This is a genomic window from Actinospineispora acaciae DSM 45401 (assembly GCF_000620785.1).
GTDB lineage: Bacteria > Actinomycetota > Actinomycetes > Mycobacteriales > Pseudonocardiaceae > Pseudonocardia > Pseudonocardia acaciae.
Window position 1 is genome coordinate 223,343 of record NZ_JIAI01000006.1, and the last position, 25,849, is coordinate 249,191.

Genomic DNA, 25,849 nt, shown 5'->3' on the forward strand with positions numbered 1-25,849 from the left:
CGTTCACGCGTACCGACCCTGGCACTTCCGGAAAGGTATACCACGGTCCCCGCAGGTCACGGCGGGAACCCCGATTCACCGTTTTGGGGTATAATTTGCGCCAACAACAATCGGCCGTCCGGCCGTGTCACTAGTCCGAAGTCGTTCGCAACACAAATTTCGTTGCGAAATGGCATCGAAAAGTCGAACGTGCCCGTTCGGTTCGGTCAGCGGGCCGGGAGCGCGGCGCGCACCGCGTCCGAGACCGTCTGCACCGGCCCGGTGCCCAGCCCGCGCGGGACCGTGAGCGCCAGGTAGACGGGGCGATCCACGGCGATGAACGTGTCGCGGTCCGGCTCGGACAGCGACAGCCAGCTCACCCCGTTGATCACGATGAGCGCCGAGGTGGGGGTCAGCTCGGGCGGGCGGGGCAGTCCGCAGCGCAGGATCACCGGCCGGGCGCGTTCGACGCCGGCCCAGGCCACGGCGCCCTCCGGGGCGGGGGAAGCGAGCGGGAGCCGGGGCAGCGGCCGGGGGCTCGCGGCGAGCTCGGCGGGCAGCGTGGCGAGCAGCCGGGCGCAGGACGGCGAGCCGGCGTCCGGGGCGTCCACCGGGGGCAGCGCGAGCGGGCCGGCGGGGGCGGGGGCCGGGGTCGGGGCGCCGTTCGGGCCGCGCCCCTTGGCGACCAGGCCCAGGACCACGGCGGCCAGCAGCAGCAGCACCGGCAGTACGAAGATCAGGATCATGGCCGGGTGCCGGCGGGGCGCGGTGCGCACGGCTGTCGGCTCGGTGCTGGTTCCTGCTGGTTGCGTGCCGGTCAGGACAGGTGGACCACCGGGCAGGTGAGGGTGCGGGTGATGCCGGCGACGTTCTGCACCTGCGCGACGACCAGTCGCCCCAGGTTGTCCATGGTGTCCGCCTCGGCGCGGACGATCACGTCATAGGGGCCCGTCACATCCTCCGCGGACAGCACTCCGGCCAGCCCGGAGATCTCCGCCGCGACGGCGGACGCCTTGCCCACTTCGGTCTGGATCAGGATGTATGCCTGGACCACAGTGTGCCCCTCTTCCGTACGTGGTGTCGCCTCTCGGGTAGGAACGACAGCGGGGAGAACGTACCGCGGCTCCCCGCGTCATCAGACACATGATCCGCTGAACGGAGCGTTCCCGTGGCCGACCGTGACCCCGCGCGCCCGGCCACGGTAGCCGATCTGGGCGAGTTCGGCCTGATCGCGCGCGTGACCGCCGGGCGCGTCCAGCCGCCCGGCACGCTGCTCGGCCCCGGGGACGACGCCGCCGTGCTCGCGACGCCCGACGGCCGGGTGCTGGCCAGCACGGACATGCTGGTGGAAGGGGTCCATTTCCGACTGGACTGGTCGACTCCGGTCCAGGTCGGCCGCAAGGCGGCGGCGGTCAACATGGCGGACGTGAGCGCGATGGGAGCGGTGCCGACGGCGCTGCTGGTCGCCATCGGCTGCCCGCCGGAGACGCCCGCCTCGCTGGTGGAGGGGCTCACCGAGGGCCTGTGGGCGGAGGCGGCGGCGACGGGTGCCGGGGTGGTCGGGGGCGATGTGGTCTCCGCGCCCGAGGTGGTGGTTTCGGTCACAGTGCTCGGCGACCTCGCCGGCCGGAGCCCGGTGACCAGGTCGGGCGCCCGCCCGGGGGACGTGCTCGCGGTGGCCGGTCGCCTGGGCCGGTCGGCCGCCGGCCTGGCCGCGCTGTCGTCGGGCCGCCATGCCGCGGACGAGTTGGCCGGCGAGTTGGCCGGCGAGCTGGCCGACGTGGTGGCCGCGCACCGGGTGCCGGCGCCGCCGTACTCCGCGGGCCCGGCCGCCGCCCGGGCCGGCGCCACCGCGATGATCGACGTCTCGGACGGGCTGCTCGCCGACGTCGGCCACGTCGCGCTGGCCTCCTCGGTGGCCGTGGACGTCCGCGCCGCCGCCCTGCCGGTGGCCCCCGAGCTGGCCCGCGCCGCCGCCGCCCTGGGCGCCGACCCGCTGCGCTGGCTGCTCACCGGCGGCGAGGACCACGCGCTGGCCGCCACGTTCCCGGCCGGCATCGCGCTGCCGGCGCTGCCCGAGGGCTGGACGCCCGTCGGCACCGTGCGGGCCGGCGCCGGGGTGACCGTGGACGGCGAGCCCTACGACGGCGCCGCCGGCTGGGACCACTTCTCCGCGCGCTGACCGAGCAGCTCGCCGATCGCGGCGGCGACCTGACGGGGGCGGGCCTCCGGGAGGAAGTGCCCGCCGGGCAGCACGAGCGTGCGCGGGTCGGGAGCCCAGCGCCGCCACACCGCTTCCGGGTCGAACGGGAGCGCCACGCCGCCAGGGTCCTGCCAGATCGCCAGGGTGGGCGCGGTGGTCCGGCGGCCGGCATCCCGGTCGGCACGGTCGTGCTCGCCGTCGACGAACGCGCTGGCCCGGTAGTCCTCGCAGATCGCGCGCACCGCCTCGGGCCGGCGGGCGGCGGCCAGGTAGGCGGCCCGGACCTGGTCGGGGATGGTCGCGGGCTCGGGCGCCCAGGCGTCCAGGAAGTGCCCGAAGAACGCGTCCGGATCGGCCCGGATCATCCGTTCGGCCAGGTCGGTGGGCTGCGCGAGCAGGTAGAGGTGGAAGGCGAACACGCCGAACGTGCCGGACAGCGACTCCCACATGTCGACTGTCGGGATCACGTCGATCACTCCGAGGTGGGTGACGACCCCGGGGTGGTCGAGCGCGGCGCGGAAGGCCACCAGGGCGGCCCGGCGCCGCCGTGGGCGACACGCAGCACGCGGCCGCCGACGTCCACCGACCGCTCCCGGAGCCCGGGGATGGCGAGGTCCATGCCGACATGCTGGCAGCGGGGTCCGACAAGACCGCGCGAGCGCCGTTGACAGCGGAAAACCCACGAGGCTAATGTTCGACATCTGACAGCGACGTCCGCCGCCCTCGACACGAGGAGGAAGACATGAGCTCAGCCAGCAAGCCGTGGGCCGGCGTGATTCCCGAAGAAGATCTCGCCGCGTTCGGGCGCGGTTTCGACGACCAGCACCGCCCGCTGACCGCCGGCGTCCGGCCCGCCGTGGTGGTCGTGGACATGACCAGGGCGTTCGTCGACTCCGCCTACCCGACCGGCTGGAGCCCGACGGGCTACCCGGCGGTGCGGGCGAACGCGAGCCTGCTGGCCTCGGCGCGGGCGGCCGGGCTGCCGATCTACTTCACCAGGGGCTACCCGGAGCCGGACGCCGAGCTGCCGGCGGCCCAGCGCGGCCGGTGGAAGGTGAACCGCGCGCCCGCGCCGCTGCCGGAGGGCACCCCGCCGGGCGACGTGATCGTCGAGGAGCTGGCGCCGATGGCGGGTGAGATCGTCATCGACAAGGGCACCAAGCCCAGCGCGTTCTTCGGCACGCCGCTGGTCTCCTACCTGGTGCACAACGGCTGCGACACCGTGATCGTCACCGGCATGACCACCAGCGGGTGCGTGCGGGCCAGCGTGCTGGACGCGTTCCAGTACAACTTCAACGTCATCGTCCCGTTCGAGTGCAGCGCCGACCGCAGCCAGATCTCGCACAAGGTCAACCTGTTCGACATGCACATGAAGTACGCCGACGTGGTCAGCCTGGACGAGACGGTCGACTACCTCGAGAAACTAGGCACGCCAGGCGGTCAGTAGAGCCGTGGTGTCCGGGACGGTCAGGAGTGCGGTGGCCGCTTTGAGGACGGACTCGCCGTGGGCGCCGGCGCGGGCGGTGCAGTGGTCGTGGAAGTCGGGCGCGGTCCAGCCGCTGGTGTCGCCGTCGCCGGTCAGGGTGACGGTGCGGGCGTCGGCGAACACGAGGTCGAGGACGGCGGTGAGGTCGCCGAGGGCGGGGTCGCCGACCACCTCGACCGGGACCTCCGCCCTGGCGGCGTGGAAGGTGCGCAGCGCGCTGTGGGTGATGCCCTGGATGCTGGCGATCGACGCGGTGTCGCTGTCGTGGCCGTACGCGGCGGCGAACGGCGCGAGCCGCACCACGACCCGGCGCAGTTGGCCGTTCGGGGCGGGTGACGAGCGGAGGGCCTCGAAGACGGACTGGCCGTACATGGCGACCGGGTGTCGTTTGAACGTCACGCGGTGCACGGCGGCCGGCCGTCCGTCGGACAGCTGGGCCGAGCCGCCGAGCAGCGAGTACAGCCCGTGCCGGCCGGACAGCACGCCCGGCCCGCTGCCCAGGCCGGCCATCGCGGCGGACGTGGCGTACACGCCGGAGCCGGTGGCCAGCGCGGGCTGCAGCCGCCAGGCGTCGCCGTCGCCGGACACCACGGCGAGCGGACCGCCCGCGCCGGAGGCGGCCAGCGCGAGCGCGTGCGCGGCGTCGGCGTCGGACAGTTCGTGCAGCAGCGCGGTGGTCGCGGCGGCGGCCAGCGGCGCGATCGCGGACGTCACCCGCCAGCCCCGGCGCGACACCTCGGGCAGCAGCGCGTCGGCGAGCAGGCAGCCGCACTCGTAGCCGCCGACCAGGGCGCGCAGCAGCTCGCGCCCGCGCACCGGGCGCCCGGCGGCGGCGCGCGCTTCCACCGCGGCCAGCGCGGGCGGGACGACGGCGAGGCCGGGGTGGGCGGCCACCCGGTAGGAGTCGTCGGTGAGCCGGGCGTGGGTCAGGAACGCGTTGGCGATCACCGCCGCGCCGCTGGCCCGGCCGCCGGTCAGGCCGGTCACCGTGCAGGGCCCGGGTTCGGCGGCGAGCGCGCGGGCGACGGTGAGATAGCGCTCGTCGCGGGCGGAGGCGATCATGTCGACCAGCGCGGCGGCCAGGCAGCCGGCGGCGCGGGCCAGGGTGTGCTCGTCGGCGGTGTCGGCGGCGCGGCGGGCCAGCCGCCACAGCTCGGCGGCGTCGTGCGGGGCGGCGGTCACGGTGCGTCGTCGTCGAGGCCGGCGAGGCGGCGGTACCGGGTCACGATCCGGGTGCAGTCCTCGTCGCCGTAGCCGTCGTCCACGGTCCGCCGCCAGCACGCCACCACCGCCCTGGCCAGCGGAGCGGGTATGCCCATCTCGGCGGCCAGCCGGTCGAACAGCGTGACGTCCTTGAGCGCCCCCGCGGCGGGGAAGCCGAAGTCGAACGCGCCGGACAGGACGTGGTTCGGGAACTTCACGGCGGTCGCGGAGCTGCGTCCGGAGCTGGCGTTGAGCACCTCGACCGCCACGTCCAGCGGGATGCCGGCCTTGGCGGTGACGGCGGTGGCCTCGGCGGCGGCGGCCAGCGCGCCCAGCGACAGCACGTTGTTGGCCACCTTCATGACCTGCGCCTGGCCCGGTTCGGCGCCGACGTGGAACACCGCCTCGCCGATCGCGTCGAACACCGGACGGCACCGCGCGACGGCGTCAGGGACGCCGGCCGCGATGATCGTCAGGGTGCCGCGCTCGGCGCCCGCCACGCCGCCGCTGACCGGGGCATCCACGAAGGACACCCCGGCGGCGGCCAGCTCGGCGGCCACCGCCCGGGTGGCGTCGACCCCGGCGGTCGAGGTGCTCACCACGACCCGTCCTTCCGCGCCGCCGTCCACCAGCTCGGCGCACACCTCCCGCAGTGCCTCCGGGGTGGGCAGGCTCAGCAGCACGATCTCCGACGCCGCGACCAGGCCGTCGAGCCGGTCGTGCACGGTCACCGACGGCGTCCCTCGGAACGGGGCGGTCGCGGCGGGGGAGGGGTCCAGCAGGTGCGCGTGCCAGCCGCGCTCGACGCACCGCCGCGCCATCGGGCCGGCCATCCGCCCCACGCCGACGAACCCGAGCCCGCCGCTCACCTCGGCCAGCCGTTCAGGAGGGCGGCGTGCTCGTCGAGCGCGGGGTAGGGGCGGCCGGAGGCGGCGGGGCGCAGGGCGGGGGCGAGTGGGAGGGGGAGCGCGTCCGTGCCGCCGGCCGGGAAGGCCTCGGCGAGCGTGGCGACCACCGCGCAGCACACGTCCTGGCCGGCGAACCTGGCCTCCCAGTCGGCGGCGGTGCGCAGCGCCACCCGCTCGGCGACGGCCGCGATCGTGGCGGCGGGGTCGGCGGCGTCGTCGCGGAACCGCTCCGGAAGCTCGATCAGCTCGCAGAACCGCCGCCAGAACCGCTCCTCCAGCGGCGCGGCGGCCAGGTGCCGGCCGTCGGCCGTGCGGTAGACCCGGTAGCGCGGGCTGCCGCCGGTGACCAGGCCGGTGCTCGGCTCCGGCCACTCGCCGGTGGCCCGGTGCTGGCCCAGCGCCCAGTAGGCCAGCGGGCGCACGTTGTCGGCCATGGAGACGTCCAGGTGGCTGCCCCGGCCGGTGCGCTCGCGCGCGGCGAGCGCGAGCAGGATGTTGAACAGTGCGGGGTAGGCGCCGCCTGCGATGTCCGCGACCAGCACCGGGGGCAGCGGCGGGTCGCCGTCCGCGCCGCGCACCAGGTCCAGCAGGCCGGTCTCGGCCAGGTAGGTCAGGTCGTGGCCGGCGCGGTCCGCTCGCGGTCCGTGCTGGCCGTGGCCGGTGATCGAGCAGTACACGACGCCCGGGTTGTCCCGGCTGATCCGCTCGTACCCCAGCCCGAGGCGGTCCATCACGCCCGGCCGGAACTGCTCGACGACCACGTCCGCGCCGCGCATCAGCTCCGCGACGGCGTCGCGGCGCCCGGGGTCCTTGAGGTCGGCGGCGACGCTGAGCTTGCCGCGGTTGAGCAGCGCGAAGTTGGCGCTGGCCGTCCCCAGCCGGGGCTGGTACGAGCGCATCTCGTCGCCCTGCCCGGGGCGTTCGATCTTGACGACCTCGGCGCCGGACTCGGCCAGCAGCAGGGTGGCCAGCGGGCCGGGCAGCAGGGTGGAGAAGTCCACCACCCGCAGCCCGGCCAGCGGTGCCGTCACCGGTGCCGTCATGAAGCCACCGCCGCGCCGCGCAGCCGGGACCGCAGCTCGGCCTTCTTGACCTTGCCGCTGGACGTCATCGGCAGCGCGTCGACCAGCTCCAGCCGCTCGGGCAGGAAGTGCTTCGACACCCCGTGCGCGAGCAGGTACCCGCACAGCTCGTCCAGGGCCGGGCGCCTGTCGGCCGGGACGACCACCGCGCACGCCCGTTCGCCCAGCCGGTCGTCGGGCACCCCGACCACCGCGACACCGGCCACGTCCGGGTGTTCGTACAGCAGGCTCTCCACGTCCGCGACCGGGATGTTCTCCCCGCCGCGAATGATCAGGTCCTTGCTCCGCCCGCGCAGGCTCAGGTAGCCCTCCGGCGAGATCGCCGCGGTGTCGCCGGTGCGGAACCAGCCGTCTTCGAACGCCTCCGCGTCGGCGTCCGGGCGCTGGTAGTAGCCGAGGAACAGCCCCTCACCCCGGATCCGCAGCTCGCCCACCTCGCCGGGCGCGGCGGGCCGCCCGTCGGCCGCCACCACGCCGACCTCGCAGCCGGGCACCGCCACCCCGTCGGTGCGCCGCGCGTCCGCCGGCAGCGCGGGCGACCAGGAGACGCCGATGCCGTACTCCGTCATCCCCCACGCCGGGCACACCTCGGCGCCGAACCGCTCGCCGGCCACCGCCGGCAGCTCGCGGGGGATCGGCGCGCCGGCGAGCACCGCGAGCGCCAGCGGGCAGTCCGCGCCGAGGTCGGTGGCCAGCAGGTCGTGCAGGAACGTGGGCGCGCCGAACAGCGCCGTCACGCCGTGCTCGGTGATCACCTCGGCGGCCCGGTGCGGGTTCCATCTGTCCAGGTAGACGGCGGTGCCGCGCAGGTACGTGGTGAGCAGCACGCCCCAGAGGAACCCGGTGTGGTGCCCGACCGGCGACGCCACCAGGTTCACGAACGGGTCGGCCAGCCTGGCCACCTCGGCGTGCCGGGCGAAGTTCGACAGCACCGCGTGCAGCGTGGCGTGGCTGTTCATCACGCCCTTGGGCTCGCCGGTGGTGCCCGAGGTGAAGCCGATGTGGCACACAATCCGTGAGTGGCTAGGGGTGCCATAGCGCCTATTGCCACTCACGGGTAGTTCGGCCAGCGGGATCTCGCGAGGCTGGGCGTCATAGGCCACGACCAGGGTGGGTGGGGTGGCGAGGCGGGGCAGGACGCGGCGGGCGGTGGCGGCGGCGGACGTGACCAGGACGGTGGGGGCGGCGCGGCGCAGGATCGTCTCGACGTCGCGCTCGCCGTAGGCGACCGGGATGCCGGTGTAGACGGCGCCGAGTTCGAGGATCGCGAAGATCAGGGCGGGAAACTCGATCTGGTTGGGGAGCATGACCGCGACCCGGTCGCCGGGGGTCACGCCGAGTTGGGCCAGGCCGGTCGCGTAGTCGTGGGCCAGGGTGTCGAGGTCGGCGTAGGTGAGGCGGTCGGCGCCGATCGCGGCGGTTCGGTCGGGGGCGTGCCGGGCGGCGTCGGTGAGCAGCGACCGCAGGGTCATCGGCTCGGTCATCGGTGACCTCCCAGTGAGTCGGCGGCGTGGCGGGCGGCGTCGAGGGCTCCGGACGCGGCGCGCAGCGAGATCGCGTCGCGCAGCAGCCGCTCCGCCCGGTACTCGCGCAGGTATCCGTAGCCGCCGTGCGCCTGGACGGCCGCGGTGGTCACCTCGATCGCGGACTGGGTGGCGCCGCGCAGCGCCTCGGCGGCGGCGTCCGGGTCCGGGTCCGGCGGGGCGGCGGCCAGCGCGAACAGGGCCTGGGTGGCGCGGCGCTGGCGCAGGCGGGCCTCGGCGAGTGCGGCGCGCACCGGCGGCAACGCCAGCAGCACGTCGCCGAACTGCTCGCGCTCGCCCGCGTAGCCGACCGCGAGGTCCACGGCGGCCTCCGCGATCCCGCACGCTACGGCCGCGCAACCCAGGCGCAGCCGGGTACGGGCGGTCGCCGTGTCCGCGGCCGGGTCGAGGTCGCAGTCGGCGTCGAGGGTGGCGCGGCGGCGGCCTTTCAACCCGGTGGTGTGTTGTAGCGGCCCGTAGGTGACGCCGGCGGCCAGGACGGCGGCGCCGGGGACCGTCGGGTCCAGCACCACGAGCAGGGGGTCGGCGCCGGTGGCCTCGATCCGGTCGATCGTGCCGGTGAGCCGGACGCGGCCGTTCTCGTGCGTTCTCGCGTCGAGGTGGACGGTCGAGGAGCGGGCGTCGACCAGCGCGGCAAGTGCCCCGTCCGGGAGCGGCCGAGCCAGCAGGTGCGCCGCGGCGTCGGCGTGCGCGCAGGCCAGCGCGAGCGGCGGCGACACCCGCGCGATCCGCTGGACGGCCAGCAGCGCGGTGGCCCGCGATGCGCCGCCCCCGCCGAGCGCCTCCGGGGTGCCCAACGCCCACAACCCGCGGGCGGCCAGCTCGGCGGCGGCCTCGGACACGTCGAGGTCGTCGTCGAGCCCGTTGGTGACGGCGTCCAGCACCTCCACCAGCGCGCGCTGCTCGTCGGACAGCTCCAGGCCGTTCATCGCCAGAACTTGCCGTCGTCGGGGGCGCGCCGCTGCGCGAAGGATGCGCTGACCTCGTGCGCCTCCTCGGTGAGCAGGTACATCGACAGCAGCTGGTCGTGCGCCATCCGGGCCTGCCCGGCGACGCCGGTGTGCCGCCCGGAGAACGCCGACTTCAGCCCGGCCAGCGCGAGTGGCCCCCTGGCCTTCAGCTCGACGGCCAGCCCGCGGGCCCGCGCCGCCAGCTCCGCGGCCGGCACCACCTCGTTGACCAGGCCCATCTCCAGCGCCTGGGACGCGGTGTACTTGCGGTTGAGGTACCACATCTCCTTGGCGCGCTTGCGGCCGACGACGTCCTCCAGGTACCAGGTGCCGTACCCGGCGTCGAAGCTGCCGACGATCGGGCCGACCTGGCGGAACAGCGCGTTCTCCGCCGCGATCGTCAGGTCGCACACCACGTGCAGCACGTTCCCGCCGCCCACCGCGTAGCCGTTCACGGCGGCGATGACCGGCTTGGCCACGGTGTCGATCAGCTCGTAGACGTCGACGATCGGCATGATCGCGCCGTAGTCGGCGGTGGTGACCGGGTCGTGCTCGCCGCCGATGCAGAAGAACTTCTCGCCCGCGCCGGTCAGGATCGCGACCCGCTGCTCGCGGTCGTCCCGGAACCGGCGCAGCGCGTCGGCCAGCTCACGGGCGGTCTGAACGCGGAACTTGTTGCCCGCCTCCGGGCGGTTGATCGTGATCGTGGTGATGCCGTCGGCGGTGTCGACCAGGATGTCGTCCGTCATGTGCCCTCCTGCAGGCCGGTGCGGAAACCGCGCCCGCTCTTGGCGCCGAGGTAGCCGGCGGCGACCATCCGGCGCAGCAGCGGCGGCGGCGCGAACTGGGGGTCGAGGGTCTCGCCGTAGGCGTTCGCGGTGGCGTGCTCGTGCACGTCCAGCCCGATCAGGTCCAGCAGCGCGAGTGGACCCTTGGGGTAGCCCAGGCCCAGCTCCAGCGCGAGGTCGATGTCCTCGGCGGTGGCCAGGTGATCGTCGTAGGCCTGGACCACGTCGTTGAGGTACGGCATCAGCAGGTGGTTGACCAGGAACCCGGGGCGGTCGGGGGCTTCCACGGCCACCTTTCCGACCTCGTCGGCGAACGCCAGCAGCGCATCGACGGTGGCTTGATCGGTTTGCAGCGCGCGGACCACCTCCACCAGCTTCATCACCGGCGCGGGGTTGAAGAAGTGCAGCCCGGCGAACCGCTCCGGGCGCGGCACGGCGGCGGCGAGCTGGGTCACCGCGAGCGCGGAGGTGTTGGTGGCCAGCACCGCGTCCGGCCCCACCGCGGCCGCCACCGAAGGCAGCAGCGCGCGCTTGATCTCCAGCTCCTCCACCACCGCCTCGATGACCAGGTCCGCGCCGGCCAGCCCGGCCACCTCGGTGGTCGCGGCGACCCGGTCCAGCACCGCCGTCCGGTCGTCGCGGGTGAGCTTGCCGCGCGCGACCCCGCCGTCCAGGAACGCCTCGAGCCGCTCCCGCCCGGCAGCGATCCGGGCGGCGTCCGTCTCCAGCACCGTCACCGGCAGGCCGGCCTGGGCGCAGACCTGCGCGATGCCGGCGCCCATGGTGCCGAAGCCCAGCACGGCGACCTTGGTGAAACGCATCGAGAACCCCCTCAGCTGCCGAAGTGGCGGGCGTCGTCGTAGGTGTGGAAGCCCCGGCCGGTCTTGCGGCCAAGGTGACCGGCCGCGATCATCTGCTCGACCAGCGGCGGCGGCGCGAAACGCTGATCACGAAGCTGCTCATACAGGCTCAGCGACACCGCCCGGTGGATGTCCAGGCCCACGATGTCGAGCAGCGTGAACGGCCCCATCGGGTAGCCCAGCCCGAACCTCACCGCCTTGTCGATCGACTCGACGGTGCCCCGGCCGGCCTCCAGCGCGCGGATGCAGTTGTTCTCGAACGGGATGAGGAACCGGTTGACCAGGAAGCCTGGGGAGTCCTTGACGGTCACCGACGTCTTGCCCAGCGAGTCCAGGAACCGCCGGGTGCGTTCGTAGGCGTCCGCGCCGGTCTGCCGGCCGGTCACCACCTCGACCAGCTTCATCAGCGGTGCCGGGTTGCAGTAGTGCGTGCCGACCACCCGCTCCGGGCGGCTGGACCCGGCGGCGATGGCAGTCACCGACAGCGTGGAGGTGTTGGTGTGGAACAGGGTGTCCGGCTTGCAGATCTCGTCCAGCTCGGCGAACGTCCGCCGCTTCAGCTCGACGTCCTCGAAGATCGCCTCGATGACCACGTCGCAGTCGGCCAGGTCGGCCAGGTCGGTGGCGCCGGACAGGCCGCTCTTGGCTTTTTCCGCCACGTCCGACGGGAGCTTGCCCAGCGCGGCGCTCTTGTCCAGGAACGATGTGACGCGGTCCAGGCCGGCGCCGACCCGCTCGTCGTCGAGGTCCCGCAGGATCGTGCGGTGCCCGGCGCGGGCGGCCACCACGGCGATGCCCGAGCCCATGGTGCCGCCGCCCAGTACTCCGACGGTGTAGGTCACCCGATGCTCCTTTCTAGCGCGCGGCCTGGCCGCCGTCGATGACGATCGTTTCTCCGGTCATGAAGTCCGAGGCGGGGGAGGCGAGCAGGACGATCCACGGCGCCAGCTCGTCCGCCCTGCCCATCCGCCGGGCCGGGACGCCGCGCAGGATCCGGTTCAGCGCGTCCGGGTCGGCGCGGACGTCGGCGTTGAGGTCCGTCGCGACATAGCCCGGCGCGAGCGCGTTGACCTGCACGCCGTGCCGCGCCCACTCCAGGGCCATGGACCGGGTGAACGCCACCACCGCGGCTTTGGATGCGGAGTACGCGGCGTGCCCGGGGATGCCCTTGAAGGCGAAGTTGGACGCCATGTTGATGACCTTCCCCGAGCCCTGCGCGACCAGGTGCCTGCCCACCTCCCGGGTGGCCAGGAAGGTGCCGCGCAGGTTCGTGTCCAGCACCCGGTCCCACTCCGCGTCGGTCGTCTCCAACAGCTCGGTGCTGGACACCACGCCCGAGTTGTTCACCAGGATGTCCACCCGACCCAGCTCGGCGACCGTGTCCGCGACCATCGCCCGCACGTCTTCTGACCGGGTGACGTCCGTGCGGGTGGCGACCGCGCGGACGCCGAGCTTCTCGGCCTCGGCCCGCACCCGGTCCAGCGCGTCCGTGTCCCGGGCGGCCAGTGCCACGTCCGCGCCGGCTCCGGCCAGCGCGAGCGCGGTGACCCGGCCGATGCCCCTGCTGGCGCCGGTCACGATCGCGGTCCGGCCGGCCAGTGCCTGTTCGGTCATGTCGTTGCGCCCCGTCTGTCGGTGTCGCGGGCGATCAGCAGTCGCTGTACCTCGTTGGTGCCGTCGTAGATCTGGGTGACCTTGGCGTCGCGCAGGTACCGCTCGACGCCCAGCTCGGCAAGGTCGCCGTCCGCGCCGAGCACGTCCGTGCAGGCCAGCGCGGTGCGCCAGCCGAGGTCGGTGCAGCCCAGCTTCATCATGGCGACGTCCGCGGTGCCGGTGTCGGCGTCCGTGTCCACCGCCCGCGCCGTGGCGAGCAGCAGCAGCCGGCCGGCCAGGATGTCCGTGCGCAGCCCGGCCAGCGTGAACGCGGCATCCGGCGGGATCGGACCGCCGCGCGCCCGCAGCGCCGCGAGGGTGTGCTCGTACGCGCCCCTGGCCAGGCCGACGCCCTGGGCGGCCGCGCTGATCCGGGACTTGACGACCGAGCTCATCACCACCCGCCAGCCCGAGCCCTCCTCGCCCAGGCGCGCGGCCGCCGGCACCCGCACGCCGTCGAAGAACAGCTCCGCCGTGCTCGAACCGTGCATGCCCATCTTGCCCAGCGTGCGGCCCCTGCCCAGCCCTGGCGTGGAGCCGTCGACCGCGAACGCGGTGATCCCGGAACGGCCGGCGGCCCTGTCCACGGTGGCGAAGCAGACGATCACGTCCGCGCGGTCGCCGGTGGTGATGAACGTCTTCGCGCCGTCGATCACGTAGTGCTCGCCGTCGCGTTGCGCGGAGGTACGCAGGGCAGAGACGTCCGAGCCGGCGTTCGGTTCGGTGATGGCCAGCGAGCCGTACAGCTCGCCGGAGCACAGCCCGGGCACATACCGCCGGGCCAGCTCCTCGCTCCCGGCCAGCATGATCGGGTAGCCGGCGTGCATCTGCGTCATGTAGATCAGGCTGGTGGCACCGCAGGCCGCCGCGATCTCCTCCATGGCCAGCGCGTACGCCACCGTCGACGCCTCCCGCCCGCCCAGCGCGGACGGGAACATCAGCCCGCCCAGCCCGGCCGTGGCCAGCGCCTGGTAGGAGTCGTGCGCGAACTCGCCGCTCGCGTCCCACCCCGCCGCCCTGGGCGCGACCTCGGCGGTCACCACGGCGCGGACCTCGTCGCGCAGCGCGCGCTCGTCCTCGGTCAGCAGGACGTCCGCCGCGTGTTCGTCCAGCGTCATCGCGGACAGCGTCATCGCTGATCCCCGAACGACGGCGCCCGCTTCTCCCGGAACGCGGCGACGCCCTCCACCGCGTCCGGGTTGCCGACCGCCAGCCCGGCCAGCGCGGACTCCAGCGCCAGCCCGGTGCCCAGCGGCGCGTCCGCGCCCAGCCGCAGCGCCGCCAGGATCGCCCGCACCGACGCCGGACTGCGCCCGGCCACCCGGTCCGCGAGCTCGCGCGACACGCCGCCCAACTCGTCGTCGGCCGCCGGAGGCACGGCCAGCAGGCCCAGCTCGTAGGCGCGCCGCGCGGGCAGCCGGTCGCCGGTCAGCATCAGGTACGCCGCCGTGGCCCTCCCCACCGCCCTGGGCAGCCGCTGGGTGCCGCCGTAGCCCGGCATCAGCCCCAGGTTCGCCTCCGGCAGGCCGAACGCCGCGCCCTCGGCGGCCACCGCGAACGTGCACGCCAGCGCGAGCTCGCACCCGCCGCCCAGCGCCAGCCCGTTCACCGCCGCGATCACCGGCAGCTCGCTGTCCGCCACCGCCCGCAGCACCCGCTGCCCCTCGGACAGGAACCGGTGCGCGTCCACCGGCCCCAGCCGGGCCAGCTCGTCGAGGTCCGCGCCGGCGCTGAACGCCTTGCGGCCCGCGCCGGTGAGCAGCACCGCCCGGGTCCGCCCGTCGCGTGCCAGCTCGCGCAGCGCCTCGCCGAGCCCGGTGAGCACCGCCGCGTTGAGCGCGTTGTGCACTTCCGGGCGGTTGATCATTACGGTGGCCACCGTGCCGTCGCGCTCGACGGTGAGAGGATCAGTCATTGCGCCACCTCGGCCCCGATCTGCACGGCACCCTCCGAGGCGAGCCCGTCGATCTCATCGTCCGAGAACCCGTGCTCGCGCAGCACCGCCTCGGTGTCCGCGCCCAGCGGCGGCGCCGGCCGGGCCGGGGGATCGGCGGCGGCCAGTCGCCACGGGCTGCGCACCGCGAAGTGCGGCCCGTCCGCCCCGTCCAGCCGCAGCACGCTGCCCCTGGCCGCCACCTGCCGGTCGGCCACCACCTCGGCCAGCCGCTGCACCGGCGCGGCCGGCACCCCGGCCGCGGCCAGTCGTTCGAGCCACTCCTCGGCGCCCGCGGTGCGCAACCGCCGCTGTATGGCATCGACGATCCGCTCGCGCTCGGCCCGCCGGCCCGCGTTCGAGGCCAGCGCCGGATCGTCCGCGAGCCCGTCCAGCCCGAGCGTGTCGCACAGCCGCCGCCAGATCGCCTCGCTCCCGACGGCCAGCACGATCGGCCGGTCCTCGGTGGCGAAGGGCTGGTAGACGGCCAGCACGGAGTCGGTGCCGCCGCTGGGCCTGGGCTCCGGCTCGCCGGCCAGGAACGCCGCGATCCGGGGCGCCATCAGCGCCAGGTCCGACTCCAGCAGCGCGACGTCGACCAGGTCACCGAGCCCGGTGCGCTCCTGGCGGCGCAGCGCGGCGGTGATCGCCAGCGCGGCGGACATCCCGGCCACGATGTCGGACAGCGCGGTGGACACCCGCTGCGGGGCGCCGTCCGCCGCGCCGGTCACGCTCATCAGGCCCGAGCGCGCCTGCGCCACCAGGTCGTAGCCGGGCAGCGTCGCGTCCGGGCCGTCCAGCCCGAACCCGGACAGCGCGCAGTACACCAGCCTCGGGTACCTGGCGCGCAGCCGTCGCGGGCTCAGCCCGAGGCCGTCCAGCTTGGCCGGGTTGAGGTTCTCCACGAACACGTCGGCCGCCGCGAGTAGCCGGTGCAGCACCCGCCGCGCCCCCGGCGAGCGCAGGTCCAGCACGACGCTGCGCTTGTTGCGGTTCGCCGAGGCGAACCAGGCCGAGGTGCCCCCGGTGAACGGCGGACCCCAGCCCCTGGCGTCGTCGCCCCGGCCGGGCCGCTCGACCTTGATGACCTCCGCGCCCAGGTCGGCCAGGTACATGGTGGCGGTCGGGCCCGCGTACGAGGTGCTCAGGTCCACCACCCGGATCCCGGACAGCGGAAGCTCGGCCCGCGCGCCGGGTGCAGCGGCCTCATCCTCGAGCAGCGTCACCGGACCTCCTCTCGCTCTCGTGCCGACGTTCAGACTATTGTTCGACATTTATCCGATGTCAAGTGGTCAGCCCACTCGGGCCGTTCCCGGGGCCGCGATGGTGCCGCCGTCGACCACCACCGTGGCCCCGGTGGTGCTGGCCGAGTGCTCCGAGAGCAGGAAGACGATCGTGGCCGCGACCTCGGCGGGATCGGTCGCCCTGCCCAGCGGCACGCCGCCGTCCAGCCGCTCCCGCGCCGCCGCCGGGTCGATCCCGTCCCGCTCGCTGACCCGCTGGACGGCCATCCGGTAGCGGTCCGTGGCGGTCACCCCCGGCACCACCGTGTTGACCCTGATCCGCCGCCCGGCAAGCTCCGCCGCGTAGTGCCGCGACAGCGCCTCGACACCCGCGTTGATCGCGCTGACGTGCGGCGACCCCGGCCAGTGACGCATCGAGGCGATCCCGGAGACGTTGACGAACCCGCCGCCGTCGCGCATCCTCCCGAGCGCCGCCTGGATGACCGACTCGTAGCCGAGCAGCTTGAGCTCGAACAGCTCGGTCCACGCCGCCCGGTCCGGGTGGCCGCCGCCGGCCGCGAACCCGGCCGCGTTGTTGACCACCCCGTCCAGCTCGCCGAACCGCTCGCTCGCCGCGGTCACGGCGCGGTCGGCCCCTTCGGGGTGCCGCAGGTCGGCCTCGACGAACCCGACCCGGGGGTTCTCGCCGAGGTCGGCGGCGGCGCGCTCGATCGACTCCGTGGTCCGCGCGGCGACCATGACCGAGGCGCCCTCGTCGAGCAGCAGCCGGGTGGTCGCCAGCCCGATGCCCCGGGTGCCCCCGGTGACCAGGTACGACTGGCCGCCGACCCTCGGGTCCATCAGGTGGTCCTGTGGTTGAAGTCCGAACCCACCGTGCTCTCCTCATCGTTCGCGTCTCGTCCGGGATAATGTCAGACATTAATCTTGTGGTCGTTTGGCTGTCAACGGGTTGACGCCCGCTTCGGACGGTCACCTGGGTAGGTCTGTGCCGAATGATAAAGTTCGGACAGTCGTCCTTTCGGGGTTCGACCGGATGCTTAGGGGGCCACATGAGCGGGCAGGCGATCTCGAACGGTGGCGCGCCCGGTGCCCAGGACCGCAGGCGCATCGGCAAGCGCGTGATGCGGCCGCGCCAGCAGGTCGAGGAACAGATCCGCGAGCTGATCTTCTCCGGCGAGCTGCAGGGCGGCGAGCGACTGCCTCCCGAGGCCGAGCTTGCGCGGCAGTTCGAGGTGAGCAGGACGACCGTGCGCGAGGCGCTGCGCTCGCTGTCCACCCAGAACCTGATCGACAAGCACCCGGGCGCCGGCGGCGGCAGCTTCGTGCGGCGGATCAACTACGAGGCGCTCGGCGCGCAGTTGCAGGAGTCCCTGCACAACCTGCTGACGCTCGGCACCCTCGACGCCGAGGAGGTGGCCATGGTCCGCCAGTACCTGGAGGTGCCGTCCACCCGGCTGGCCGCCGAGCACCGCACCGATGACGACCTGCGCACCCTGCGCGAGATCGTCGAACGCCAGCGCACCATCTCCGTCGACGACCCCGAGGTCCCCGAGCTGGACAAACGGTTCCACGCCGCGATCGCCAAGGCCTCCCGCAACCGCGTGCTCGCCTCGTTCGTGCACGCCCTGCACCAGGAGACCGAACCCGTGCACTACCTCGCGCTCTCACCCGAGGTGGGCCGCGAAACCGTCCGCCAGCACCAGCAGATCGTCAAGGCCATCGACGCCAGGGACGCCGACGCCGCCGAGAAGGCGATCGTCGCCCACCTGACCTACCTGCGCGAGCACCTGTTCGCGAAGTGAGAGCTCACCCGGCGCATACCTACCTGGGGTGCCGCGCACCCCGCACCATGCGCGGTACCCCAACAAGCTGCGCGGCGCTAAGGCAGCATCCAGCCCAACACCGGCGTGGCCTGCAGGCCGATCAGGGCGGCCAGCACGAGCAGCATGCCCAGGCTCCAGCCGATCACCTTGCGCAGCAGCACGCCCTCCTGGCCGTCCAACCGGACGGACACCGCCGCGATGGTCAGGTTCTGCGGTGACAGCATCTTCCCCAGCACCCCGCCCGAGGAGTTCGCGGCGGCCAGCAGGTGCGGCGGCAGGCCGGAGCCGTGCGCGGCGGTCACCTGCAGCGAGCCGAACAGGGCGTTCGACGAGGTGTCCGAGCCGCTGACCGCGACGCCGAACCAGCCGAGCACGGGGGACAGGACCACCAGCGCGCCGCCGAGCCCGGCCACGAACATCCCGATCGAGGTGGTCTGGCCGGACGCGTTCATCACGTAGGCGAGCGCGAGCACGGCCATCACGGTGAGGATCGCCCAGCGCAGGTTGACCAGCGTGTCCCGGTACGAGCGCAGCGCGCGTCCCACGCCCACGCCGAGCAGCGGCACCACGATCAGGCCGGCGATGAGCATCAGGGTGCCGGCGGTGGTGAGGTAGGTCAGCGAGAACGTGGTGGTGCTGTGCGGCTTGCCCGCCGGGGTGAGCACGTCCAGCCCTGGCCAGTGGAACTTCACCACCGCCTTGTCCAGCAGCGGTTTGATGCCGGGCAGCTGGGCCAGCGAGAAGACGGCCACGATCAGCAGGTACGGCAGGAAGGCGCGGAACATCTCGCCCCGGGCGGCCGGCGCGGTGGCGGTGCCCGGCCCGCCCGCCGCGATCGAGGGCCGCCGCGCCGCCCACGGCGCGTCCGGCCGCAGCCGGCCCAGCACGACCACCGCGAACGCGGCCAGCAGGGTGGCGACGATGTCGGTCAGGGGCACGGACAGGAAGTTGGACGTCACGAACTGGCCCACGGCGAACACCACGCCGCAGGTCAGCGCCGGCACCCAGGCCTGGCGCAGCCCGCGCCGCCCGTCCACCAGGAACACCAGCACCAGCGGCACGAACAGCGCCAGCACCGGCGTCTGCCGGCCGACCACCGAGGCCACCAGCTCCAGCGGCAGCCCGGACACCTGGGCCAGCGTGATCACCGGCACCGCCATCGCCCCGAACGCCACCGGCGCGGTGTTCGCCACCAGTGCCACCACCGCCGCCCGGATCGGGGCGAAACCGAGCGCGACCAGCATCACCGAGGTGATCGCCACCGGTGCGCCGAACCCGGCCAGCGCCTCCAGCAGCGCGCCGAAGCAGAACGCGACCAGGATGGCCTGGGTGCGCCGGTCGTCGGACAGCGCGCCGAAGCTCTCCCGCAGGATCTCGAAGTGCCCGGTGGCCACCGTCATGTTGAACACCCACAGCGCGTTGATCACGATCCACAGGATCGGGAAGAACCCGAACACCGCGCCGTGCGCCGCCGAGGACAGCGCCGGCACCACCGGCATGCCGTACCCCGCGATCGCCACCACCAGCGAGGCCGCCAGCCCGGCCAGCGCCGCCCAGTGCGCCCGCGTTCGCAGCACCCCCAGCAGCACCAGGACCACCGCGAGCGGCACCACCGAGACCAGCGCGGACCAGCCGAGCGAGCCGCCCACCGCGTCCACCTGCTGCTGATAGGGCCCCATTGCCCCTCCTTCACTTGTGCTTCGTTACCGCACGGGCACACCACGGATCGAGGCGTCCAGCAGTTCGACGGGATGCAGCAGCGGCGGGCCCTCGGCGCCGAGGTGCCGGCGGATCTGCAGCAGGCAGCCCGGGTTCGCGGTGACCACCAGGTCGGGGCGGGCGGCGCGCACGTTCGCGGCCTTGCGGGCGCCCAGCTCGGCGGCGGCGTCCGGCGCCACCAGGTTGTAGATGCCGGCCGAGCCGCAGCACAGCTCGGGCTCGGCGACCTCCACCAGCTCCAGCCCGGGGATGGTGCGCAGCACCGCGCGGGGCTGGGCGCGCACGCCCTGGGCGTGGCCGAGGTGGCAGGCGTCGTGGTAGACGGCCCTGGCCCGGACCGGGTGCCGGGGCGCGGACGGTTCGAGCTCGGCGAGCACCTCGCTGACGTCCCGGACCTTGGCGCTGAACGCGGCGGCGCGTTCTGACCATGCGGGGTCGTCGGCGAGCAGTTGGCCGTACTCCTTCATCGACGAGCCGCAGCCGGCCACGTTCGTGACTATGGCGTCCACGTTCAGGGACTCGAACTCCGCGATGGTGCGTCGCGCCCGGCGCAGCGCGCTCGGCTCGCGGCCCGCGTGCAGCTCCAGCGCGCCGCAGCAGCTTTGCGCGCGGGGGATGAGCACCTCGCAGCCCTCGGCGGCGAGCACCCGGGCGGTGGCCGCGTTCACGTGGTGGAAGAAGACGTCCTGCACGCAGCCGGTGAGCAGCGCGACCGTGCGCCGTGTCGTCCCCTGCGACGGCACGCGGGACGGCAGGCTGGCGAAGGCGTCGCGGAGCCGGACCGGGGGCAGCAGCGACTCGGCGGCGGCCAGCTTTCCGGGCAGCCGCCTGGCCAGCCGGGACACCGCCGGTATCCGGCGCAGCCGCTGGTAGAGCGCGCCGGGCAGGGCGGCGGCGCGCAGCCGGCGGCGGTACGGGAACAGTGCGAAGATCGCGTTGCGGAACAGCCGGTCGGCGGGGCGGCGGGCCACGTTGCGCTCCAGCTGCGGGCGCACCGACTCCAGCAGCCTGTCGTACTGCACGCCGGACGGGCAGGCGGTCACGCAGGCCATGCAGCCCAGGCAGGCGTCGATGTGCTCGCGCAGCGCGCCGTCCAGCCCGATCTCGCCGCGCTCGGCAAGGTCCATCAGGTAGATCCGGCCGCGCGGAGAGTCCATCTCCTCGCCCCAGAGCTGGTACGTCGGGCAGGTGGGCAGGCAGAAGCCGCAGTGCACGCAGTCGTCGAGCAGCTCGCGCGCCGGCGGGTGGTGCGGGTCGAAGGCGGACTGGGTCACGGGCTATTCCTTCCACCACGGGCTGAACCGGCCGCCGCCCAGCCGTCCGTCCGGGTCGAGCTCGTCGTGCACCGCGCGCAGGACCGCGAGCGCGGACGGCGCCGGCCCCCAGGCGGGCAGGTCGGCGCCGGCGGCCGGGCGGGAGCGCAGCGCGGACGTGCCGCCCGCCTCGTGCACCGCCCGGTGCGCCTCGGCGACCACCGCCGGGTCGGCGGGCAGCGTCACGGTGCCGATCCCGGTGGCCAGCCCCGCCGTCACACCGCCGGCCCCGGGGACGTCGGCCAGCCGCTCCAACAGCCCGGGCAGCCGGGACGGGCGGGCGCCGACCCGCAGTACGGTGGCCCGCTCCGGGGGCCGGGAGACGGTCGCGGCGTGCGCGGCCCAGGCGGCGTCGGCGGCCGCGTCGTCCAGCCGGCCGGCGCCCGGGCCGAGCAGCTCCACCAGCCGCGACGCCCTGGCGTCCAGCGCCGCCGCGCCGCCCTCCAGCCGCGCCAGCAGCGCGCCGCCGCACCACTCCAACGCGGCCGGGTCCAGCGGGCTGGCCAGCACGTTTGCGGCGGCCGCGCCGGCGTCGGGCAGCGCGCAGGGCAGCCGGACGGTGGCGCTCGCCGCCGGCAACGGATGCAGCCGCAGCACCACCTCGGCGATGAGCGCGAGCGTGCCGTGCGCGCCGTGCACCAGCTTGGCCAGGTCGTAGCCGGCCACGTTCTTGATCACGTGACCGCCCGTGCGCGCCACCGTGCCGTCCGCGAGCACCACCACCGCGCCGATCACCAGGTCCCGCATCGAGCCGTACGCCAGCGCGGCCGGCCCGGAGTCGGCGGTGGCGATCAGCCCGCCCACGGTGGCGCCGTCGGCGACCCTGGCGGCGTCCAGCGCGACCCGCTGGCCGTGCTCGGCCAGCTCGGCGTTGAGCGTGCGCAGCGGGGTGCCGGCGCGGACCTCGACGGTCATGTCCGCCGGGTTGTGCGCGAGCACGCCGGTCAGCCCTGTCGTGTCCAGCAGCAGTTCGGGGTCGGCCGGGCGGCCGGCCCAGTCGGCGGCGGTGCCGGCGCCCCGGATCAGCACGGCGCCCCGGGTGTCGGCGAGCGCGGCCGCCGCCTCGGCCAGGTCCGCCGGGCGGATAGTGGTCCGCACCGTACTCATAACCGCTCGATCACCCCGGCCTCCTCCAGCGGGTGCGGGCGGTACTTCCCCGGACGCTCTCCGCACAGCCGGGGGGTGGGCAGCAGCTTGCCCGGGTTGCACAGCCCGGCCGGGTCGAACGCGCCGCGCACCCGCGCCATCACCGCCAGGTCGGTCTCGGAGAACATCGTCGGCATCGAACACGCCTTGTCCGTGCCGATCCCGTGCTCGCCGGACAGCGACCCGCCCAGCTCCACGCACAGCTCGGCGATCTGCCCGGACAGCTCCTCGGCGCGCTCGGTCTCGCCGGCGGCGGCGTCGTAGAGCACCAGCGGGTGCAGGTTCCCGTCCCCGGCGTGGAACACATTCGCCACCCGCAGCCCGGCGTCCTCGCCCATCGCCGCGATCCGTCCCAACACCTCGGCCAGCCGGGTCCTCGGTACCACCCCGTCCTGCACGAAGTAATCCGGGCTGATCCGCCCGACCGCCGCGAACGCCGACTTGCGCCCGCGCCAGATCGCCGCCCGCTCCTCGGCGTCGCCCGCGATGTGCAGCCGGGTGCAGCCGTGCCGCTCGCAGATGGCGCGCACCCGCTCGAACTGCTCGGCACACTCCTCGACCGGCCCGTCCAGCTCGACGACCAGCGCCGCCGGCACACCCCGGGTGTAGCCGGCGTGCACGGCCTCCTCGGCGGCCTCGATCGCCAGGGTGTCCATCATCTCCACGGCGGCCGGCACGATCCCCTCCGCCACGATGTCGCTCACCACGTCACCGGCCGCCGCCACCGACGGGAAGTCGGCCAGCAACGTCCGCACCGTCTCCGGCACCCGCAACAGCCGGACGGTGATCTTCGTGGCGATGCCGACGGTGCCCTCCGAGCCCAGGAACACCCCGCGCAGGTCCGGACCCAGCTGCTCACCGCTGTCCCCGCCCAGGGTGACCACCGAGCCGTCGGCCAGCACCACCTCCAGCGCCAGCACGTGGTTGGTGGTGAAGCCGTACTTCAGGCAGTGCGCGCCGCCGGAATTCTCCGCCACGTTGCCGCCGATGGTGCAGACCTGCTGGCTGGACGGGTCCGGTGCGTAGTACAGCCCGTGCGGGGCGGCCGCCCGGGTGATGTCCAGGTTGGTCACGCCCGGCTCCAGCACGGCGCGCCGGTCCACCGGGTCCACCTCCAGCACCCGGCGCAGCCGCTGCAGGCTGATCACCACGCCGTCCGCGACCGGCAGCGCCCCGCCGGACAGGCCGGTGCCGGCGCCGCGCGCGACGAACGGGATCCGGTGCTCGGCGCACACCTTGACCGCGGCGGCCACCCGCTCGGCGGAGTCCGGGAGCAGCACCAGCGCGGGCACCACCCGGTACCCGGTCAACCCGTCACACTCGTAGCTGCGCAGCCGGGGCGGGTCGCTGATCACGTTCGGGGCGCCGACCGCGTCCTCGAAGCGCCGCCGGGCGGTGGCATCGATCGGCATCCCCAACTCCTCGAACTTCCGCTTCGCGGAAAAGTCTTCCTGCGTGGAGGAACAATGTACCTACCGAACATCGCCGACGGTGCGCCGTCAAGCCGGGCAGTTGATCGCCCGAACGGGTGAGAGTCGAGGTGACGCGCATCCCACCGGGCGGCGGCCTCGTTGACACGGTATGCGGTTCGCACAGACCCCGGACGCGGGTGTCGTGGGCGTCGCCGCGCACGAGAAAGCCCGCCGCGCACGAAGTCGCGACGGGCTGTTCACGGTCCTTGCTGAGCGTACGTTCGACGGGGTCTAGCGGTTCCGCGCGAGCGTCGGGTCCCGCCAGAGGACGACGATCTCGGTCTGGTTCGAACCGATGAGGTCGAGCAGCCGGTTGTCGTCGAAGCCGGGGAGCGTGCGGAGCTTGCCGATGAGCTGGCAGACCACCGGGTGACTGAACGGGACCACCTGCCAGCGGCCGGAGGCGGAGCCGAGCAGGAAGCAGGCGTGCTCCTGCCACGAGCCGTCCGCGCAGGTGCGCACGGCGACCTCGGCGAGGTCGGTGCAGGCGTCCTCGATGTCGATCTCGTCCGGCGGCTCGGGGCGCGGCAGGATCCGGCGGATCGAGTCGGCCAGCGGTGCCCTGGGGCGGGGGATCGAGTGATGCCTCGTCTCCCCGCTCGGCAGGATCCGGTCCCCTAGGTGCGATGCGGAAATGGGGGGCCTCCGAGAAGTCCGGTGCGTCGCGGCCGGCGGGTTGCCGTCCGGGAGGCCTCCCCACGCTGGTGTGCGTGGTCGGCCACAACATGATTGTTGGGGGCGGGACCGTCGCCTGTAAAGAGCGGCCGGCAAATACGTAGGAAGCACATAGGTCACGGCCGGGTGAACCGGGCTCGGTGCCGACTTCCAGGCAAGACTCTTCGCAGGTCACGATAGTGTTACGAGTTGCGCTACCGCATCGTGGAATGGCACATCCGTCTAACAAAAAGTAACCTCCGAAGCCATGGACTCCAGCACGTCACCCGCCCGGACCAACGGTTACCCCGTCGATCGGCAGCACGAGGTGCTCACGCCGGCCGCCCTGGAGTTCGTCGCGAGCCTGCACCGGGAGTTCGAGCAGACCCGCCGCGAGCTGCTGGCCGCCCGCGCGGACCGCCGCGCCGAGATCGCCCGCACCGGCCGCCTGGACTTCCGCGCCGACACCGCCGACATCCGCGCCGCCGACTGGAAGGTCGCGCCCGCACCGCCCGCGCTGGCCGACCGCCGCGTCGAGATGACCGGCCCCACCGAGCGCAAGATGACGATCAACGCGCTGAACTCCGGGGCCAAGGTCTGGCTGGCCGACTTCGAGGACGCCACCACGCCGACCTGGCACAACGTGGTCGCCGGCCAGGTGAACCTGCTCGACGCCCGGCGCGGCGAGATGGAGTTCACCAGCCCGGAGGGCAAGCACTACCGGGTCACCGCCACCGAGCGCCCGACGGTGGTGGTCCGCCCGCGCGGCTGGCACCTCGACGAGCGGCACGTCACCGTGGACGGCGACCCGGTGGCCGGCGCGCTGGTGGACTTCGGGCTGTACTTCTTCCACAACCCGTCGGTGCCGTACTTCTACCTGCCCAAGCTGGAGAGCCACCTCGAGGCCCGGCTCTGGAACGACGTGTTCACCTTCGCGGAGAAGGCGCGCGGGGTGCCGCACGGCTCGATCAGGGCCACCGTGCTGATCGAGACGATCACCGCGGCGTTCGAGATGGAGGAGATCCTCTACGAGCTGCGCGAGCACGCCTCCGGGCTCAACGCCGGCCGCTGGGACTATCTGTTCTCGCTGATCAAGAACTTCCGCGACGCCGGGCCGGCGTTCGTGCTCCCGGACCGCAACGCGGTGACCATGGCCGCGCCGTTCATGCGCGCCTACACCGAGCTGCTGGTGGCCACCTGCCACCGGCGCGGCGCGTTCGCGATCGGCGGGATGGCCGCGTTCATCCCCAGCCGGCGCGACCCGGAGGTCAACAAGCAGGCGTTCGCGAAGGTCACCGAGGACAAGCAGCGGGAGGCGGGCGCCGGCTACGACGGCTCCTGGGTGGCGCACCCGGACCTGGTGCCGGTCTGTCGTGAGGTGTTCGACCAGGTGCTCGGCGAGCGCCCGAACCAGCTCGACCGGCTGCGCCCGGAGGTGTCCGTGACCGCCGCCGACCTGCTCGACGTGGCGTCCACGCCCGCCGAGCCGACCGAGGCCGGCCTGCGCAACGACGTCAGCGTCGGCCTGCAGTACATCGAGTCGTGGCTGCGCGGCAACGGCGCGGCCGGCATCAACAACCTGATGGAGGACGCCGCCACCGCCGAGATCGCCCGCTCGCAGATCTGGCAGTGGGTGCACGGCGCGGTGAAGCTCACCAACGGCACGCTCGTCACCGACGACCTCGTCCGGACCGTCATCGCCGAGGAGCTGGCCGCCATCTCGGCGGCGGTCGGGGACGAGGCGTTCGCCGCCGGCCGCTGGGCGCAGGCCCGCGAGGTGTTCGAACAAGTGGCGCTGGCCGACGAGTTCGTCGACTTCCTGACCCTGCCGGCGTACGAGCTGATCGACTGACCCCCGTGAGTGGTTAGCGTTGCTATGACAACGCTAA

Annotated in this window: 25 protein-coding genes; 4 read left to right on the top strand and 21 right to left on the bottom strand. The window is 73.9% G+C overall.

Translation table 11 applies throughout. The annotated features are described in order from the left end of the window. Positions 1–206 precede the first annotated feature (206 nt). Together N912_RS0126645 and N912_RS0126650 are read right to left on the bottom strand one after the other, a co-directional pair. Positions 207–755 carry a DUF3515 domain-containing protein gene (locus N912_RS0126645; RefSeq protein WP_028924796.1) on the bottom strand — a complete coding sequence of 183 codons (549 nt, stop codon included), beginning with the start codon at positions 753–755 and terminating at the stop codon, positions 207–209. A gap of 41 nt (positions 756–796) precedes the next feature. Further along, positions 797–1,033 carry an Lrp/AsnC ligand binding domain-containing protein gene (locus N912_RS0126650; RefSeq protein ID WP_028924797.1) on the bottom strand — a complete coding sequence of 79 codons (237 nt, stop codon included), beginning with the start codon at positions 1,031–1,033 and terminating at the stop codon, positions 797–799. Positions 1,034–1,147: 114 nt separating this feature from the next. Here N912_RS0126650 and N912_RS0126655 point away from each other — a divergent pair, with 114 nt between their 5' ends. Next, a complete protein-coding gene (locus tag N912_RS0126655; protein ID WP_028924798.1) occupies positions 1,148–2,161 on the top strand; it encodes a thiamine-phosphate kinase in 1,014 nt (337 codons plus the stop codon). Here the strand turns inward: N912_RS0126655 and N912_RS54800 are convergent. After that, positions 2,119–2,709: an alpha/beta fold hydrolase gene (locus tag N912_RS54800; RefSeq protein WP_051580833.1), complete on the bottom strand. Its 591-nt coding sequence runs from the start codon at positions 2,707–2,709 to the stop codon at positions 2,119–2,121. The two genes, N912_RS0126655 and N912_RS54800, sit on opposite strands and share 43 nt — an antisense overlap. Positions 2,710–2,924: 215 nt before the next feature. Between N912_RS54800 and N912_RS54805 the strand changes: the two genes are divergently transcribed. Beyond that, a complete protein-coding gene (locus tag N912_RS54805) occupies positions 2,925–3,629 on the top strand; it encodes a cysteine hydrolase family protein (RefSeq protein WP_037066688.1) in 705 nt (234 codons plus the stop codon). On the opposite strand, the gene N912_RS54810 is transcribed toward N912_RS54805, so the two are convergent. The 13 genes from N912_RS54810 to N912_RS0126730 form a co-directional block, all read right to left on the bottom strand. After that, positions 3,606–4,850, bottom strand: a complete 1,245-nt coding sequence (locus N912_RS54810; protein WP_051580834.1) for an MmgE/PrpD family protein — start codon at positions 4,848–4,850, stop codon at positions 3,606–3,608. The genes N912_RS54805 and N912_RS54810 overlap by 24 nt on opposite strands. Further along, entirely contained in the window at positions 4,847–5,740 is an 894-nt protein-coding gene (locus tag N912_RS0126675) for an NAD(P)-dependent oxidoreductase (protein WP_028924799.1), read from the bottom strand. Before N912_RS0126675 ends, N912_RS54810 begins: the two co-directional genes overlap by 4 nt. Further along, a complete protein-coding gene (locus tag N912_RS0126680; RefSeq protein ID WP_037066690.1) occupies positions 5,737–6,822 on the bottom strand; it encodes a CaiB/BaiF CoA transferase family protein in 1,086 nt (361 codons plus the stop codon). The genes N912_RS0126675 and N912_RS0126680 overlap by 4 nt, the downstream gene beginning before the upstream one ends. Then, entirely contained in the window at positions 6,819–8,345 is a 1,527-nt protein-coding gene (locus N912_RS54815) for an AMP-binding protein (protein ID WP_051580835.1), read from the bottom strand. Before N912_RS54815 ends, N912_RS0126680 begins: the two co-directional genes overlap by 4 nt. Further along, positions 8,342–9,334: an acyl-CoA dehydrogenase family protein gene (locus N912_RS0126690; protein WP_037066693.1), complete on the bottom strand. Its 993-nt coding sequence runs from the start codon at positions 9,332–9,334 to the stop codon at positions 8,342–8,344. The genes N912_RS54815 and N912_RS0126690 overlap by 4 nt, the downstream gene beginning before the upstream one ends. Next, on the bottom strand, positions 9,331–10,104 hold the full coding sequence (locus tag N912_RS0126695; RefSeq protein WP_028924802.1) for an enoyl-CoA hydratase-related protein: 774 nt from the start codon (positions 10,102–10,104) through the stop codon (positions 9,331–9,333). The genes N912_RS0126690 and N912_RS0126695 overlap by 4 nt, the downstream gene beginning before the upstream one ends. Beyond that, positions 10,101–10,964: a 3-hydroxyacyl-CoA dehydrogenase family protein gene (locus N912_RS0126700; protein ID WP_028924803.1), complete on the bottom strand. Its 864-nt coding sequence runs from the start codon at positions 10,962–10,964 to the stop codon at positions 10,101–10,103. Before N912_RS0126700 ends, N912_RS0126695 begins: the two co-directional genes overlap by 4 nt. Positions 10,965–10,975: 11 nt before the next feature. After that, complete coding sequence (locus N912_RS0126705; RefSeq protein ID WP_028924804.1) at positions 10,976–11,845, bottom strand: 3-hydroxyacyl-CoA dehydrogenase family protein; 870 nt, start codon at positions 11,843–11,845, stop codon at positions 10,976–10,978. A gap of 13 nt (positions 11,846–11,858) precedes the next feature. Then, positions 11,859–12,617, bottom strand: a complete 759-nt coding sequence (locus tag N912_RS0126710; protein WP_028924805.1) for an SDR family NAD(P)-dependent oxidoreductase — start codon at positions 12,615–12,617, stop codon at positions 11,859–11,861. Next, positions 12,614–13,789 (bottom strand): acyl-CoA dehydrogenase family protein, encoded by a 1,176-nt coding sequence (locus N912_RS0126715; RefSeq protein ID WP_084211235.1) that lies wholly within the window; start codon positions 13,787–13,789, stop codon positions 12,614–12,616. Before N912_RS0126715 ends, N912_RS0126710 begins: the two co-directional genes overlap by 4 nt. Beyond that, positions 13,786–14,571 (bottom strand): enoyl-CoA hydratase/isomerase family protein, encoded by a 786-nt coding sequence (locus tag N912_RS0126720; RefSeq protein WP_028924807.1) that lies wholly within the window; start codon positions 14,569–14,571, stop codon positions 13,786–13,788. The genes N912_RS0126715 and N912_RS0126720 overlap by 4 nt, the downstream gene beginning before the upstream one ends. Then, positions 14,568–15,815, bottom strand: coding sequence for a CaiB/BaiF CoA transferase family protein (locus N912_RS54820; RefSeq protein WP_245645431.1), 1,248 nt, complete (start codon positions 15,813–15,815; stop codon positions 14,568–14,570). The genes N912_RS0126720 and N912_RS54820 overlap by 4 nt, the downstream gene beginning before the upstream one ends. Positions 15,816–15,881: 66 nt before the next feature. Then, positions 15,882–16,673, bottom strand: a complete 792-nt coding sequence (locus N912_RS0126730; protein ID WP_028924808.1) for an SDR family NAD(P)-dependent oxidoreductase — start codon at positions 16,671–16,673, stop codon at positions 15,882–15,884. Between the two features lie 209 nt (positions 16,674–16,882). Between N912_RS0126730 and N912_RS0126735 the strand changes: the two genes are divergently transcribed. Next, positions 16,883–17,635 (top strand): FadR/GntR family transcriptional regulator, encoded by a 753-nt coding sequence (locus tag N912_RS0126735; protein WP_028924809.1) that lies wholly within the window; start codon positions 16,883–16,885, stop codon positions 17,633–17,635. Positions 17,636–17,712: 77 nt separating this feature from the next. On the opposite strand, the gene N912_RS0126740 is transcribed toward N912_RS0126735, so the two are convergent. From N912_RS0126740 to N912_RS0126765, 5 genes are all read right to left on the bottom strand, one after another. Continuing rightward, a complete protein-coding gene (locus N912_RS0126740) occupies positions 17,713–19,335 on the bottom strand; it encodes an L-lactate permease (RefSeq protein WP_028924810.1) in 1,623 nt (540 codons plus the stop codon). A 24-nt stretch (positions 19,336–19,359) separates the two neighbouring features. Continuing rightward, positions 19,360–20,649 (bottom strand): (Fe-S)-binding protein, encoded by a 1,290-nt coding sequence (locus N912_RS0126745; RefSeq protein ID WP_028924811.1) that lies wholly within the window; start codon positions 20,647–20,649, stop codon positions 19,360–19,362. Positions 20,650–20,652: 3 nt separating this feature from the next. Then, positions 20,653–21,795, bottom strand: a complete 1,143-nt coding sequence (locus N912_RS0126750) for an FAD-binding oxidoreductase (RefSeq protein ID WP_037066696.1) — start codon at positions 21,793–21,795, stop codon at positions 20,653–20,655. After that, a complete protein-coding gene (locus tag N912_RS0126755; RefSeq protein ID WP_028924813.1) occupies positions 21,792–23,246 on the bottom strand; it encodes an FAD-linked oxidase C-terminal domain-containing protein in 1,455 nt (484 codons plus the stop codon). Before N912_RS0126755 ends, N912_RS0126750 begins: the two co-directional genes overlap by 4 nt. A 291-nt stretch (positions 23,247–23,537) precedes the next feature. Beyond that, positions 23,538–23,768, bottom strand: a complete 231-nt coding sequence (locus tag N912_RS0126765) for a hypothetical protein (RefSeq protein ID WP_028924814.1) — start codon at positions 23,766–23,768, stop codon at positions 23,538–23,540. A 460-nt stretch (positions 23,769–24,228) separates the two neighbouring features. On the opposite strand from N912_RS0126765, the gene aceB reads away from it, so the two are divergent. Further along, entirely contained in the window at positions 24,229–25,812 is a 1,584-nt protein-coding gene (aceB, locus tag N912_RS0126775) for a malate synthase A (RefSeq protein ID WP_028924815.1), read from the top strand. The last annotated feature ends 37 nt before the right edge of the window (positions 25,813–25,849 follow it).

Coding starts and splice junctions, on each gene's coding strand:
- N912_RS0126735 (WP_028924809.1), top strand. CDS start 16,883: ATGAGCGGGCAGGCGATCTCGAACGGTGGCGCGCCCGGTGCCCAGGAC.
- N912_RS0126755 (WP_028924813.1), bottom strand. CDS start 23,246: ATGCCGATCGATGCCACCGCCCGGCGGCGCTTCGAGGACGCGGTCGGC.
- N912_RS54805 (WP_037066688.1), top strand. CDS start 2,925: ATGAGCTCAGCCAGCAAGCCGTGGGCCGGCGTGATTCCCGAAGAAGAT.
- N912_RS0126680 (WP_037066690.1), bottom strand. CDS start 6,822: ATGACGGCACCGGTGACGGCACCGCTGGCCGGGCTGCGGGTGGTGGAC.
- N912_RS0126690 (WP_037066693.1), bottom strand. CDS start 9,334: ATGAACGGCCTGGAGCTGTCCGACGAGCAGCGCGCGCTGGTGGAGGTG.
- N912_RS0126715 (WP_084211235.1), bottom strand. CDS start 13,789: ATGACGCTGTCCGCGATGACGCTGGACGAACACGCGGCGGACGTCCTG.
- N912_RS0126750 (WP_037066696.1), bottom strand. CDS start 21,795: ATGAGTACGGTGCGGACCACTATCCGCCCGGCGGACCTGGCCGAGGCG.
- N912_RS0126730 (WP_028924808.1), bottom strand. CDS start 16,673: ATGGACCCGAGGGTCGGCGGCCAGTCGTACCTGGTCACCGGGGGCACC.
- aceB (WP_028924815.1), top strand. CDS start 24,229: ATGGACTCCAGCACGTCACCCGCCCGGACCAACGGTTACCCCGTCGAT.
- N912_RS54815 (WP_051580835.1), bottom strand. CDS start 8,345: ATGACCGAGCCGATGACCCTGCGGTCGCTGCTCACCGACGCCGCCCGG.
- N912_RS0126695 (WP_028924802.1), bottom strand. CDS start 10,104: ATGACGGACGACATCCTGGTCGACACCGCCGACGGCATCACCACGATC.
- N912_RS0126740 (WP_028924810.1), bottom strand. CDS start 19,335: ATGGGGCCCTATCAGCAGCAGGTGGACGCGGTGGGCGGCTCGCTCGGC.
- N912_RS0126710 (WP_028924805.1), bottom strand. CDS start 12,617: ATGACCGAACAGGCACTGGCCGGCCGGACCGCGATCGTGACCGGCGCC.
- N912_RS0126720 (WP_028924807.1), bottom strand. CDS start 14,571: ATGACTGATCCTCTCACCGTCGAGCGCGACGGCACGGTGGCCACCGTA.
- N912_RS0126700 (WP_028924803.1), bottom strand. CDS start 10,964: ATGCGTTTCACCAAGGTCGCCGTGCTGGGCTTCGGCACCATGGGCGCC.